This window comes from Desulfopila aestuarii DSM 18488, assembly GCF_900143695.1.
Lineage (GTDB): Bacteria > Desulfobacterota > Desulfobulbia > Desulfobulbales > Desulfocapsaceae > Desulfopila > Desulfopila aestuarii.
Genome location: NZ_FRFE01000022.1, coordinates 12817 through 26138, shown reverse-complemented (window position 1 = coordinate 26138; position 13322 = coordinate 12817). Strand labels below are relative to the sequence as shown.

13 protein-coding genes are annotated in these 13322 nt (G+C 47.1%); 7 read left to right on the top strand and 6 right to left on the bottom strand.

From position 1 onward, the window contains the following. Positions 1-206: 206 nt before the first annotated feature. On the top strand, positions 207-677 hold the full coding sequence (gene nrdR, locus BUF15_RS18570; RefSeq protein WP_073615214.1) for a transcriptional regulator NrdR: 471 nt from the start codon (positions 207-209) through the stop codon (positions 675-677). After that, complete coding sequence (gene ribD / locus BUF15_RS18565; protein ID WP_073615213.1) at positions 667-1782, top strand: bifunctional diaminohydroxyphosphoribosylaminopyrimidine deaminase/5-amino-6-(5-phosphoribosylamino)uracil reductase RibD; 1116 nt, start codon at positions 667-669, stop codon at positions 1780-1782. The genes nrdR and ribD overlap by 11 nt, the downstream gene beginning before the upstream one ends. Positions 1783-1868: 86 nt before the next feature. On the opposite strand, the gene BUF15_RS18560 is transcribed toward ribD, so the two are convergent. Together BUF15_RS18560 and BUF15_RS18555 are read right to left on the bottom strand one after the other, a co-directional pair. Further along, entirely contained in the window at positions 1869-2540 is a 672-nt protein-coding gene (locus tag BUF15_RS18560) for a hypothetical protein (RefSeq protein WP_143170777.1), read from the bottom strand. 435 nt (positions 2541-2975) lie between these two features. Continuing rightward, the gene (locus tag BUF15_RS18555; RefSeq protein ID WP_073615211.1) at positions 2976-3266 is read right to left on the bottom strand and encodes an integration host factor subunit alpha; all 291 of its coding nucleotides are present in this window, start codon (positions 3264-3266) and stop codon (positions 2976-2978) included. 353 nt (positions 3267-3619) lie between these two features. On the opposite strand from BUF15_RS18555, the gene BUF15_RS18550 reads away from it, so the two are divergent. Together BUF15_RS18550 and BUF15_RS18545 are read left to right on the top strand one after the other, a co-directional pair. Next, a complete protein-coding gene (locus BUF15_RS18550) occupies positions 3620-4981 on the top strand; it encodes a phosphohexomutase domain-containing protein (RefSeq protein WP_073615210.1) in 1362 nt (453 codons plus the stop codon). Positions 4982-5032: 51 nt separating this feature from the next. After that, positions 5033-6448, top strand: a complete 1416-nt coding sequence (locus BUF15_RS18545; RefSeq protein WP_073615209.1) for a mannose-1-phosphate guanylyltransferase/mannose-6-phosphate isomerase — start codon at positions 5033-5035, stop codon at positions 6446-6448. A 170-nt stretch (positions 6449-6618) separates the two neighbouring features. Here BUF15_RS18545 and BUF15_RS18540 read toward each other — a convergent pair whose 3' ends face one another. Then, on the bottom strand, positions 6619-7824 hold the full coding sequence (locus BUF15_RS18540; RefSeq protein ID WP_073615208.1) for a type II secretion system F family protein: 1206 nt from the start codon (positions 7822-7824) through the stop codon (positions 6619-6621). Positions 7825-8378: 554 nt separating this feature from the next. Between BUF15_RS18540 and BUF15_RS18535 the strand changes: the two genes are divergently transcribed. Beyond that, positions 8379-8624: a PxxKW family cysteine-rich protein gene (locus BUF15_RS18535; RefSeq protein WP_073615207.1), complete on the top strand. Its 246-nt coding sequence runs from the start codon at positions 8379-8381 to the stop codon at positions 8622-8624. A gap of 100 nt (positions 8625-8724) precedes the next feature. On the opposite strand, the gene BUF15_RS18530 is transcribed toward BUF15_RS18535, so the two are convergent. The 3 genes from BUF15_RS18530 to BUF15_RS18520 all read right to left on the bottom strand — a co-directional run bounded on the left by BUF15_RS18530 (position 8725) and on the right by BUF15_RS18520 (position 11656). Beyond that, entirely contained in the window at positions 8725-10035 is a 1311-nt protein-coding gene (locus tag BUF15_RS18530; RefSeq protein WP_073615206.1) for a UDP-glucose dehydrogenase family protein, read from the bottom strand. Between the two features lie 95 nt (positions 10036-10130). Continuing rightward, positions 10131-10817, bottom strand: a complete 687-nt coding sequence (locus BUF15_RS18525) for a YggS family pyridoxal phosphate-dependent enzyme (RefSeq protein WP_073615205.1) — start codon at positions 10815-10817, stop codon at positions 10131-10133. Beyond that, entirely contained in the window at positions 10814-11656 is an 843-nt protein-coding gene (locus tag BUF15_RS18520) for a TatD family hydrolase (protein ID WP_234981217.1), read from the bottom strand. The genes BUF15_RS18525 and BUF15_RS18520 overlap by 4 nt, the downstream gene beginning before the upstream one ends. A 571-nt stretch (positions 11657-12227) precedes the next feature. Here BUF15_RS18520 and BUF15_RS18515 point away from each other — a divergent pair. Together BUF15_RS18515 and BUF15_RS18510 are read left to right on the top strand one after the other, a co-directional pair. Then, positions 12228-12626: a roadblock/LC7 domain-containing protein gene (locus tag BUF15_RS18515; RefSeq protein WP_073615204.1), complete on the top strand. Its 399-nt coding sequence runs from the start codon at positions 12228-12230 to the stop codon at positions 12624-12626. Positions 12627-12709: 83 nt separating this feature from the next. Beyond that, positions 12710-13315, top strand: a complete 606-nt coding sequence (locus BUF15_RS18510) for a GTP-binding protein (protein ID WP_073615203.1) — start codon at positions 12710-12712, stop codon at positions 13313-13315. Positions 13316-13322 lie beyond the last annotated feature (7 nt).

Sequence of the window (13322 nt, the reverse complement as noted above, 5' to 3'; positions counted from 1 at the left end):
CCGCCTGAGCACGATGTGCGCAGGCGGCTTTTTGTTTTCACCCGCCACACGAAGTTTGTGATTGTTCTTTTAAAATGAATCCATTATGACAATTGTGTAATACCTGCTTTCTTAGTTGTTCTTCTAGATGCGCAACTAATTTAATACACTAACAATTGTTGTGATGAGCAAAGCATGAACCGTTCTGAAATCGAGGAGAAAGTCGTATGAAATGCCCCTATTGTGGTCATCTGGACAATAAAGTGATCGATTCCAGATTGAATAAAGAGTGTACCATTACCAGACGCAGGCGTTCCTGTCTGGCATGTGATCAGCGGTTCACCACATATGAACGGCTTGAGGTGATGATGCCGATGCTCGTGAAAAAAGATGGCAGACGTGAAGCATGGGATCGTCACAAAATGGCTGTCGGCCTGGAAAAGGCTTGTGAAAAGCGGCCTATAAGTCGTGACAGGATTGACGAGTTTGTCGACGATATCGAGCACCGCTTGCAGGATATCGGTTCAAAAGAGGTATCTTCACAGGTGATCGGCGAATGGGTGATGGAGGATCTTTCCAAGCTCGATGAAGTGGCCTATGTACGATTCGCTTCAGTCTATCGACAGTTCAAGGACGTGAATGAATTTATGGACGAACTGAAATCGCTTTTGGATTCACGAAGGGAAAATGAGCACTGATCAGGATACAATGTATATGCGGTTGGCCTTGCGCGAGGCCAAAAAAGGCATTGGTCGGACTTCACCAAATCCTTGCGTTGGTGCTGTCATCGTAAAAAACGGCGAGGTCGTTGCCAAAGGATATCACAAAAAAGCTGGTACGCCCCACGCCGAGATTCATGCGTTACGATCTGCTGGCTCGGCAGCCTCCGGGGCGACTATGTATGTGACCCTTGAGCCCTGTAACCACACTGGGAAAACCCCTCCATGCAGTCACGCAGTGGCTGCTGCCGGGATTGCCCGGGTTATTGTCGGGATGGAAGACCCCAACCCGCTGGTAGATGGAACGGGGGTTACCTATCTGCGTGAGCGGAATATCGAGGTAGTAACCGGTGTCCTTGAAGACGAGTGTCGTGCGATCAACCGGCCGTTTCTTAAACATATAACCACCGGTCTGCCGTGGATTGTCATGAAGGCCGGGATATCTCTTGATGGAAAGCTGAATTACCAACAGGGCGAAAGTGGTTGGATAACCGGGGCAACATCCGTCGAGACGGTCCATCGACTGCGAAACATCCACGATGCCATCATGGTTGGCCATCATACCGTTGCAATAGATAATCCATCTCTTACCACCCGATTGACACGAGGCAAAGGGAGAGATCCTATTCGGATCATTCTCGACAGTGCGCTGAGCTTAGCGCCAGACGCCAGACCATTTACTGTGGAGTCTCCCGCATCGACATGGGTGTTTTGTGCAGAGACGGTAGAAGAGAAGAAGGTACGGCAGCTGCAATCGCTCGGTGTCAGGGTTTTTCCGGTATCGTGTGATGCAAATGGCCTTGTTTTACATCAAGTGTTCCGCTGCCTTGCTGAAAATGGCGTGACATCAGTACTGGTGGAAGGCGGAGCTGCGTTGCATGGTGCCATTTTGCGGGAACGATTGTACGATTATGCGAATCTGTTTCTTGCACCGGTCTTTGCGGGTGAGGGTGGTATTCCGCTTCTTTCTGGATATTTTGCATCGTGCAAAGAGGATGCAGTATCCCTTCAAACACCGACCTACACGAGGACAGGGGATGATGTGATGATTTCAGGGTGTCTTCATTATCCCGCAAAAAAATAACAGGTTCATATCTGGGCGGGTGAATTTGGTACAGGGAGTCGAGGAAAAATTATCGGGCAGCCTGAGGAATCTCTGGTCGAGGACCTCTAGAGATCTTCTCGAAATTTAGCAAGAAAGCTTTCGAGTTCCCGGTGGTCGGCAAAGCGTACAGTCAACGATACTTCATCCTGTTCAAATGATGGGCTGTGTTCTACAGAACAGTTTGGTGGAAGATAGAGTTGCCGTTTCCACTTGAGAAAGCCCTCTTCAGCTTCTGTCAGTGCCGGGGAATGGAGTTGTTGAAGTAACTGAAGGAGCACCTGACCCTTCTGGGGAGTATTCATTTCTTGATGATCTAGAATTGCTGAAATGGCTTCCTGGTCCAAATACGCCTGAAACGATAGGCCATTTCTACCGGCAAGATCTTTGAGGAGTGCAAGTAACCGTTTCTGTTTTCCGCCGCCAATGCCCAGATTGACCACAAGATCGTAGAAGGATTGGCGATCTTCCCGGTTCAGCCGCAGCAATTCCCTGGCCATGTTTTCATTGAGACGCCCTTCCCATAGAGCTGCCTGTAGGCCCTGTTCAAGATCGAGTAACGCAATCAATCTCTTAAGACCATACGGTGTGCTGGAGAGACCAAGCTGAGTGAAGAGCTGGAGTTGTTGTTCTGGTTCACTCAGCCGGGTCATGCAGATCTGAACGAAGTGCGCCTGTTCGATTATCGTCAGCTCCCCACGCATGGTGTGCTCTTCATAGAGAAGAGCAAGCATTTGCATATCGGAGATCTCTTCTTCGAGAACACGGCACAGAATATTCTCCAGAGGAAAACTCTCATGGAAAATATCGATACACCTTTTCCCTGTAATAATCTCATAGGAGCCTTTGGTATCTTTACGCACAAGAGGAAGGTAAATAAGCCCCGAGCGTTGAATCGAGTCGACTGACTGGAAAATTGTTATTCCTGAGGAAAGAAACGGATGGAGCTCACAACTGTTTGCAGAGCGTAACTTCCTCGCGGAGACATTGCTACAGGTGAAGAGTGGCTTCATAGAAAGATAAATGAATAATTGGGAAAAACATGCCACAGGTTATACAGCGGGACATGATAGGTCATAGTGAAAAAACAAAACCGGGCTCGTGGTGAAAGGCACACGAACCCGGAAATTCCATGACATTAAGGTGAGGCAGTAAGACCAACCCTGATGAGGGTATCAGTTTGCTGAATTGATCTTATCTCGCAAAATTCCTGATGGCTTGAAGGTAACAACCCTTCGGGCATCAAGAGTCAATTCATCGCCAGTCTGTGGGTTGCGGCCCCGGCGAGAATTTTTGTCTTTAACATTAAATTTGCCAAAGCCACTGAGTAACAGATCGGAGCCGCCAATAAGGGCGTCTTTCGATATTTTCAGGAATGCTTCAACGGAATCCGTTGCCTGAGCTTTCGTCAAACTTTCGTGGTTCTTGTAAACTTGTTGTACAATATCTGCTTTAGTGAGCGTCATCTCTGCCTCCTTAAATTGCTGGAATATTTGTGCATCCTATTTGTATGATATACTTTCAGAGAAGAATGTCAATAACGGCCGAAAATAAAATCGCAATTTTATTAGTCTGCCATACAACAGTTCGTTGCATGTTTTACGTGAGTGTGGATGGTGCAAAAGAAGGGTTAGGCAATTGGGTATGCGTGTCGACATGCTGGCATAACAGCGATAAGTATGATGATAAAGACGCCCGATAGCATTGGGTTTGAAAATTATCTGATAATTCAGGTATATTTATTGAAAAGCATCCTGCGCTCGAGAGAAATAGTGATAAGCAATGATAGCAAACCCTGTTGTCAGGAGAAGACGAAGGAATGAGTACTAAGCAGCTAACATGTTTTAAAGCATACGATATCCGTGGCAGAGTGCCGGATGAGCTCAATGACGATCTGGCCTACAAGATTGGGCTTGCCTGTGCTCCTGCTCTGGGAGTGTCCAGGGTGGCCGTTGGCCACGATATCCGTCTTAGTAGTCAGGGCCTTGTTGGAGCGCTCACTCGAGGCCTTCGCGAAGGAGGGGTTGATGTTGTGCTATTAGGTCTCTGTGGGACGGAAGAGATCTATCACGCAGCATTCAGCATGGAAAAGGAAGGACTTGATGGCGGCATAATCGTTACGGCAAGTCATAACCCAGCCGATTACAACGGGATGAAGTTTGTCGTAAAAGGGGCCAGACCTGTTACCGGTGAAGGCGGGCTCCGGCAGATGGCCGATATGATCGTGCAGGGCAAATTGCCGCGACCTGCCGCAAAGCGTGGGGTGCAGACTGACCTTATTGATAAGACAGCGTATATAGATCACCTTCTCGGTTATGTCGAAACAGCACAACTCAAACCATTGAAGCTTGTTGTAAATAGCGGAAATGGCTGTGCAGGCCCAATTGTCGACCTCCTTGCGCGTCATTTACCGTTTGAGTTTATACGACTTAACCACGATGCAGACGGAACGTTCCCACGGGGGGTGCCCAATCCATTATTGCCAGAGAACAGGGAAGAGACTGCTGCTGCTGTGAAAATGCATGGTGCTGATCTCGGTATTGCCTGGGATGGCGATTTCGATCGCTGTTTCTTTTTCGATGAACGGGGAGAGTTCATCGAGGGGTATTACCTTGTAGGACTGTTGGCTGAGGAGATGCTGCAGCAGGAGCCGGGCGGAACTATTCTCTATGATCCCCGGCTGACTTGGAATACTGAGGAGCTTGTCATCAGGGCGGGAGGAAGGCCGGTGATGACCAAGACAGGCCATGCCTTTATTAAAGAGCGGATGCGGCTGGAGAATGCAATTTATGGTGGCGAGATGTCCGCGCACCATTACTTCCGTGACTTTGGTTACTGTGATTCCGGTATGATCCCCTGGCTGCTTATCTGCTCTCTACTTTCCAGGGGCGAGAAGATGTTGTCGCAGTTGGTTGCTGAACGGATAGAGAGATTTCCGGTTTCCGGTGAAATAAACAATACTGTCAATGATCCTGATGCTGTTATTCAACGTCTAGAGACGGTATATGCTGGCGGGGAGATAGATTACACTGACGGTTTGTCGATGAGTTTCCCTGATTTTCGGTTCAATATCCGCAAATCAAACACAGAACCCTTACTCAGATTGAATGTGGAATCTCGTGGAAATTGCAAATTATTGCAAAAGAAGACAGCCGAATTGTTGCAAATCATCCGTAGCTGACAGCAATAGTCACTGATATTTGGCTCAAAAAACTTTTTTCAAGGTGCTTATATGATCAGAATTCAACCTGTAATTCTTGCTGGAGGCACAGGTTCCAGGCTCTGGCCGTTGTCTCGCGAACTGTACCCCAAGCAGCTTCTGCGATTGACCGATGACACATCGCTATTACAAACGACCCTTTCACGGACTGCAACCATTGAAAATGCATTGCCACCTATAATTGTCGTCGGGGAGGAACATCGGTTTATCACCCGCTCTCAGATTGATGCACTAGGATTATTTGCTGACTACACAATTCTTCTGGAATCAATTGGGCGTAATACCGCACCAGCCATCTGCGGAGCTGTAGAGTATTGCCGGCGAAATGTCGGTGAAGATACTATTATGCTGGTTATGCCGGCTGACCATATTGTGACAAATATTGATGCTTTCCAGAAGGCGGTGCAGGAAGCCGCAGAACTTGCCGCTGCCGGATCGCTTGTTACTTTCGGCATTACCCCAACCCATCCGGAAACGGGCTATGGATATGTCGAGCGGGGAACAGGAACCTGTGTAGCATCATTTACTGAGAAACCCGATTTGGCTGTGGCTTCGGAGTATTTGCGAAGTGGTAATCATTTCTGGAATAGCGGTATGTTTGCGTTTTCCCTGGCAACATTTCTGGAGGAGATGCAGAGCCACGGGGCGACGATTCTCGAGTATATGGAGAAAGCGGTGTCGAACGGTTCTGAAGATGGTCTGTTCTTTCGTTTCAATAAGGACGCCATGAATCATTGCCCAAGCGATTCCATTGATTATGCCTTGATGGAGAAAACATCGCGTGCGGCTGTTGTTGTTGCGGACCTTGGTTGGAGTGATATTGGCTCATGGCAGGCTTTATGGCAGGTGCTGGAAAAGGATGAGTTTGGCAATGTCTGTCAGGGTGATGTTCTGCTTGAAGACACACGTAACTGTCTGATTCGCTCAGAGAATATGTTGGTTGCCGCAGTAGGCATGGAGGATGCGCTGATTGTCCAGACAGACGATGCGGTACTTGTCGCCCCGCTTTCACGTTCACAGGATGTGAAAAAAATCGTCAGCAAACTCAAAACGCAAAAGCGGAAAGAATTCAGCTTTCATAGCACGGTACATCGACCCTGGGGGAGCTATGCGGTACTGGAAGAGGAGGATCGCTTTCAGATAAAGCGAATTAGTGTTCATCCCAAGGCGAAACTGTCGTTGCAGATGCATCACCATCGTTATGAGCACTGGGTGGTAGTGAAAGGCACTGCCAGGGTTACCAATGGGGAAAAGGTGATGTTACTCCATGAGAATGAGTCGACCTATATTCCTGCAGGAACTACCCATAGGTTGGAAAATCCTGGGGTCATCGAACTGGAATTGATAGAGGTACAGATTGGACCCTATCTTGGCGAGGATGATATCGTACGGTTTGAGGATGTTTACGGCCGGGATGAGGAAAAGTAAAGCGCACACGACACGTAATACATTGTGTGAGTGAAAAAAGTCCCTCCAGCCATTTATGATATAGGCTGGAGGGGCTTGAATGAGAACAAGGTGTGGTTTTTTTCAGTTAGGGTTGTTTGACGATAGACCGAGTATTTTTTTAAACGACTATCCTGAATTTGTGGCGATTCTCACACCACACTCGCAATTTTGAATATCGGCAGATACATGGCGACGACTAAACCACCGATCATGCCACCGAGAAATACCATCATAAACGGTTCAATCATTGCGGTGAGATTATCCACCGCTTGGTCTACTTCCTCGTCATAGAAATCAGCAATTTTTTCCAGCATCGAATCGAGAGCACCGACGGATTCACCAACGTTTATCATCTGCACAACCATATTGGGAAATACTCCGCTCTCTTCAAGAGGGTCGGCAATAGGGCGTCCTTCGGCGATGGCATCACCGACTCTAAATACTGCTCTTTCAATGATCTTGTTGCCTGCGGTTTTAGCAACAACTTGTAATGCCTCTAAGATAGGCACACCACTCTGAAGCATTGTGCTGAGAGTTCTGGTGAATTTGGCTACCGCAACTTTTCTAATCAGTATTCCCACGACTGGTAATCGTAAAAGTGTTCTATCGATAAATAACTGACCTTTCTCAGTTGAGTAAACCTTTTTAAATATGGCAATAAGAAGCACTAGGCCGATAATAAGGTATAAAGTATTGCTTTTGAAAAAATCGCTCATATCGACAACAAACTGAGTCGGGGCGGGGAGCGTGCTGCCGAAATCTTCAAACATTGATTTAAAAACAGGAACAACAAAAATAAGAATAACGGCAAGTATAAGGATGGAGATAGCGAGACAGATAGTAGGGTATGTCATGGCTCCCTTGATCCGCTTCTTTAAGGCCATGGCTTTTTCCATGAAAACTGCGAGGCGTGATAGGATAGTATCGAGAATACCACCAGTTTCGCCAGCTTCAATCATGTTTGTGAAGAGTTTATCAAATACTTTTGGATGCTTACGCATCGAGTCTGCCAGAGTCGATCCAGATTCAACATCAACGCGAATTTCGCCAAGTACTTTTTTGAAAGTCGGGTTGGCCTGTTGCTTTTCCAAGATCTCTAGGCATTGAACGAGGGGCAGGCCAGCATCTATCATCGTCGACATCTGTCGAGTAAATATGACAATATCTTTGCCGGTTACTTTGGGTTTGAAGAATTCGATGTTTGCAAAAATATCCTTCGGTTTTTCCTTTATCACCAAGTCGGTCATGCGCAGTCGCTTGACCTGAGCAAGAGCTGAAGCCTGGTCTGGGGCCTCGATCTCACCCTTTCGTTTTTCGCCGGCTGAATTCTTTCCTTTCCAAATATAGACAGGCATGCGTGTCTCCCAGTGGAAAAATGTGACAGCAAGCCGCGATCACGGCTTCTATAGTAATAAAATCGTCAACATACATTATCACCGAGCATTATATATTAACTGATTGCAGAATACAAGCAACGTAGTGCTTATTCTAGTTGATTTTATTGAAGAATACTTTTTGGCTATTTCCCAGCGTTACCAGGCTGAGACAATTGAGTGAGCGAAAGCTGAATATACTTGAAAAATAATATGTTACGTATGTTGGTTCTATCCGTTACACCATATGGCAACAGAGGGACGTAGATGGTTGCTATTCCGATAATTGGAAAAATGACCGAAAGTCGTTTTCCGAATCATACGGCTACGCAAGGGGTGGTTCAGAATGCGTATGAAGAAAATCGAGTGTCCGGTCCTTTTGTGTTGTTGACGGTTCCTTTTTTTGCTAATATATAGCGTTCTGATGTATTTTTTGGATGAATCGTGCCGTGAATGGCATTTGCGCCTGCCTGTTCTGCTACTCTTTTGATGGAAGACGGGTGTGGGTTTGTATATCGAATCGGAGGGTTTTTACCATGCAGAAAGAAGCTGCAGTGAGCTATAAAGCAAGAAATTTCAAGGCTGTAATTGAAAAATGTGAAGGATGTGAGCGTATCGTAGAGGAAGAGGGCAGCAAATATTGCCAGAGCTACCTGAAGCCTGAAGCGAAATGGCGTCTTGGTATTTGTAACTTTGCCACACACGCCAAGCCTGAGATTAATATCGTGAAAGTCAGGGTGAATCCGCTGAAAGCTGCCAAGAGAGCTTCCAAGAGAAAATAAGTCGTATTTTCTTTCGTTCAACAGACAATACAGGAAAAGGGGTGTACTGCAATAGCAGTACACCCCTTTTCCTTTCTGCTTTGATCTGATTTGGCAGTAGTTATGATCTGCCGACACCCGTATAGGTAAATCCTTTCTTGGTGACCTGCTCGGGATCGTAAACATTTCGCAGGTCGACAAAAACGTTGCCTCGCATGTTTGAACGGATTTTATCCAGATCAAGGGCGCGATACTGGTTCCATTCCGTCATCAAAACAACACAATCTGCATCTTGGCAGGCGTCATAGGCGTCTTTTGCATAGTACAACCCTCCAGGCAGTATGCGTTTGGCTTCGTGTATTCCCTGTGGATCGTGTGCTCTGACTGTCGCACCTTTTTCCATTAATGCCGGCAGGATGGTGATTGCCGGTGAGTCACGCATGTCATCCGTTTCTGGTTTGAAAGTCAGGCCGAGAACTGCAATGGTTTTTCCTGCTTCGCTCCCTTTGAGCGCGTCGCGAATTTTCTTTACCATCATCGCCTTCTGAGCGGAGTTGACTTCAACAGTGGCCTCGACAACCCTCAGACTCTGGCCATGCTCTTGGGCAATCCGCATCAGGGCAAGCGTGTCTTTCGGGAAGCAGGATCCGCCGTAACCGGGTCCGGGATGAAGGAACTTGGAGCCGATTCGCCCATCCATGCCGATTCCTTTGGCCAGGTCGATAACATTAGCGCCGATTGAGTCGCATAGCAGTGCAATTTCATTGATAAAACTGATCTTTGTGGCGAGAAAGGCATTGGCCGCATATTTGGTCAGTTCGGCTGTCTTGATATCGGTGCGGACGATAGGAGTCTCTCGCAGGAAAAGCGGTTTGTAGATTTCACGCAAAACTTCTTCGGCTCTCACTGATTCAACACCGATGACTACCCGGTCGGGGCGCATAAAATCATTGATTGCAGCTCCTTCACGTAAAAATTCGGGGTTTGAAGCGACATCAAAGTCAGCATCAGGGTTTACCTCTTTAATGATTCGCGCAACCTGGTCTGCAGTTCCAACCGGTACAGTACTTTTGTCGACAATGACAGTGTACCCTTGCAGTTCTTTGGCGATTTCACGGGTGGCCTCATATATATAGGTGAGGTCTGCATAACCGTCGCCCCGCCTGCTGCTGGGAGTCCCCACGGCCAGAAAGACAGCTTCGGCTCCGCCCACCGCCTGGGTGATTTCGGTGGTGAAATTCAATCGTCCCTCTTTGCAGTTTTTCTCGACAAGATGGTCAAGACCAGGTTCGTAGATCGGGATCTGACCAGCGAGCAATTTGTCGATCTTCTCCTGGTCTTTGTCGACACAGGTGACGTGGTGACCGAATTCTGCAAAGCACGTTCCGGTAACAAGTCCGACGTAGCCTGTACCTATCATGGTGATGCGCATTGGGTTATACTCCTGAAGAAATAGGTAATTGATTTGAAAATCGGGCAAAGCCCTGTCGATTGTCTTTGCTTTAACGTAATAAAAATAAGTATTTTTTACCGGTGTCCGAAAATTGCTGTGCCAACCCGGACAATGGTAGCACCTTCCTGAATAGCGACATGGTAGTCATTTGACATGCCCATGGATAGTTCAATTTTTCGTTCCTGAGGAAAAAGGCCCAGATCTTTGAGCTGTTGAGAAAGTTCCCGAAGTTGTTGAAAATAGGGCCTGGCATCCTCCGGGTCGTCGGTAAATGGCGGCATGGTCATGAGCCCGATGACCTCGATGTTGGGGAGTTCCCGTATATCGCCTAATAATTTTTCTGTTTCTGCAGCAGCAAGTCCGGATTTATTTTCATCTTCGCCAATATTCACTTGCAGAAGTATCTGCATGGTTCGGCCGAGGTCCTGCAAGTGTCTACTTAATGTCCTGGCCAACTTGACGCTGTCAACCGTCTCGATCACATCGAAAAGACGGGCGGCAATTTTGGCTTTGTTGCTTTGCAGGTGACCGATAAAATGAAAACGACATCTACTGCCAAGTTCGTCGATTTTTTTTTCCGCTTCCTGGATGTAATTTTCACCAAACACAAGCTGGCCGGCTTTGATTGCTTCATCAATAGCGGATGCGGGGAAGAGCTTTGAGACCGCCACAAGTTGAATATCTTTCGGGTCCCTGCCACACTCTCTGGCGACGGTGTCAATTCGGGAAAGGATCGTCTGAATGTTTTCGGCGATACTCATGAGCCTTCTCCTGGATGGATGGTCGGTAACCGGAAGAGCCTGGTCGCATTGGCCGTGGTCTGGCGGGCGACTTCATCCAACGAAATTTCCCGCAACCCGGCAATATGGGCAGCACTGTACAGGACGTTTACCGGTTCGTTCCTTTTGCCTCGCATGGGATGCGGGGCGAGGTATGGCCCGTCTGTCTCAATCAACATTGATTCAATCGGGATGGCTTTTGCCACTTCCTGGAGGTCCAAGGCGTTCTTGAAGGTGACTACACCGGGAAAAGATATGTAGAACCCGAGGTCTAGCACCTGTTCGGCAAACTGCAGGTCTCCGGAAAAACAATGCATAACCCCGCCAAATTCCGCTGCACCCGAAGCTTTAATAATGCGTAGAGTGTCCTCATGAGCTTCCCTGTCGTGGATGACGACCGGTAGGCGCAGTTCGCGGGCCAGGGAGAGTTGGTTGGCAAAGTGAATTCGCTGATTTTCTGCGGCGGAATATTCCTTGAAATAGTCAAGTCCAATCTCCCCATAGCCGACCACCAGATCGCGATTGGCATCGACCAGCTCGGCCAGTGCTGTATAGGTATCAGGACCTGCTTCATCGACATCATGCGGATGAACACCCACCGTGGCGGAGAGGCAATCATATTTGCGGGCCAGGCCTATTGCTCTTATTGAACTTTCCAGGTCTATGCCGATGGTTATTGTATGGCGAACACCATGCTCTACAGCTCGGTCAAGAACCGCTTCGAGATCGTCGCTATACGTTTTCATATCGAGGTGACAGTGGGTGTCTACGAGCGATATGTCTGTTGATAACGTCGGAAATTTGTTAATTCTTTTGGTCACGTGTATTTTCCTCCAGACCTTTCTTAGCAGAAAATCTTTCAACCTGCAATCAGCGCGCAGGAAAATTATATATGCATGTTCTTTTCAGCAGTAGACAGTGGGTTGAAAAGATTGATTCAAAAAGTATAAGAAGAGAAACGCACTGAGCAAATATGACTGAAAATAAAACAGGAAATGAATGATCAGGACGTGCAAAAGCGAAGATTGAGAAAGATAAAGTGATACCGGTTTGTTATGTAATCATACAAAATAGAGGGGGAGATAGCCTGTATTTGTCGACACTCTGTAAGGGTTTTGAAATAAATGTAAAAAAAATCTTCATATAGCGATCAAACTATCGTATAGTCATTACAACGTATTTTGTCCGCATGTCCAAGCAAAACGGCTTTGAGATCCACGAATTAGCTGGATTGTCATATTGTTGCTTCAGCCGCATCATTCGGTTTTTCCTGGACAAGGAATATTTCTCTGCTCCAATTGCGATTCAGGAATCGGAGAACGGACAATTTCGACAACGAGGAATTAGCAGCAACCCGGTACCCACGCCTACAACTATGATGAGGTAAGCAGCATGAATTATGGGATTGTCAGTCAGGAACAACTTGAACAGATAGATACGATATTATCAGACAAGCTGATCAGCCTTGGTGTCGATTGTGTCATTATCATAGATATGGCAGGAAATATCATCACGGCCAAAGATAACGGTGAGAGCAAATACGATGTTTATTCTTTTGCCGCGCTGGCTGCAGGCAACTTTGCTACGGTAGACGCCATGGCGAAACTGGTGGGTGAACAGGAATTCTCCCTGCTGTTTCACAAAGGGCAGGACTCCAACATTCACTTCAGCAAGATCGACGAAGAGCTTTTGCTGATCTCCATGTTCGGCAAGGGTATCTCTCTTGGATTTCTTCGACTCAATGTGGTTGATGTGATCGAAAAAATCCGTAAAGTCTGGGCAAAGAAATAAGACTCTCCATTTGAATTACCAATGCGCCGCCCGGTTGTGTGCCTGCGGTGTTTACTACAGCAGAGAATGTGGAGGGTAGAACCGTGAGTTTTATAAATCTTAAGGAAAAAGTCGTTCAGGTAAAGATCGTCTATTATGGTCCCGGGCGATGTGGCAAGACGACTAACCTGGAATATATCAACAAAACATACCGGAAACAGATTGTCTCCGAGATGGTCAGCCTCAAGACCCATGGCGACAGGACCCTGTTTTTTGATTTTCTGCCGTTCGACATGGGCAAGATCAAAGGGTATGACATCAAGATCCAACTGTATACGGTTCCCGGTCAGGTGAAATATAATGCCACTCGGAAACTCGTGCTGCGCGGGGTTGATGGCATTGTCTTTGTAGCCGATGCCATGGAAAAGCAACGAGAGAAAAATATCCGTTCGCTCAATCAGCTGCATGAGAACCTCCAGTCGTATAAAGAATCGATTTTCAATATCCCTCTTGTCATGCAGTACAACAAAGTAGACTTAAAGGAGCATGGCATTCCCATTCTACCGACTGAAGTCCTGCAGAAAGATCTCAACAGCAGGTTAAAGGTTCCCTACTTTGAGGCGAGCGCCATTACCGGATATAATGTCGCCGAGACATTGAAGAAAATTATTTCTTCTACTGTTGTTTCGATTCAGAAAAAATTACTCTAGAGAGAAA

Coding starts and splice junctions, on each gene's coding strand:
- nrdR (WP_073615214.1), top strand. CDS start 207: ATGAAATGCCCCTATTGTGGTCATCTGGACAATAAAGTGATCGATTCC.
- ribD (WP_073615213.1), top strand. CDS start 667: ATGAGCACTGATCAGGATACAATGTATATGCGGTTGGCCTTGCGCGAG.
- BUF15_RS18560 (WP_143170777.1), bottom strand. CDS start 2,540: ATGCAAATGCTTGCTCTTCTCTATGAAGAGCACACCATGCGTGGGGAG.
- BUF15_RS18555 (WP_073615211.1), bottom strand. CDS start 3,266: ATGACGCTCACTAAAGCAGATATTGTACAACAAGTTTACAAGAACCAC.
- BUF15_RS18550 (WP_073615210.1), top strand. CDS start 3,620: ATGAGTACTAAGCAGCTAACATGTTTTAAAGCATACGATATCCGTGGC.
- BUF15_RS18545 (WP_073615209.1), top strand. CDS start 5,033: ATGATCAGAATTCAACCTGTAATTCTTGCTGGAGGCACAGGTTCCAGG.
- BUF15_RS18540 (WP_073615208.1), bottom strand. CDS start 7,824: ATGCCTGTCTATATTTGGAAAGGAAAGAATTCAGCCGGCGAAAAACGA.
- BUF15_RS18535 (WP_073615207.1), top strand. CDS start 8,379: ATGCAGAAAGAAGCTGCAGTGAGCTATAAAGCAAGAAATTTCAAGGCT.
- BUF15_RS18530 (WP_073615206.1), bottom strand. CDS start 10,035: ATGCGCATCACCATGATAGGTACAGGCTACGTCGGACTTGTTACCGGA.
- BUF15_RS18525 (WP_073615205.1), bottom strand. CDS start 10,817: ATGAGTATCGCCGAAAACATTCAGACGATCCTTTCCCGAATTGACACC.
- BUF15_RS18515 (WP_073615204.1), top strand. CDS start 12,228: ATGAATTATGGGATTGTCAGTCAGGAACAACTTGAACAGATAGATACG.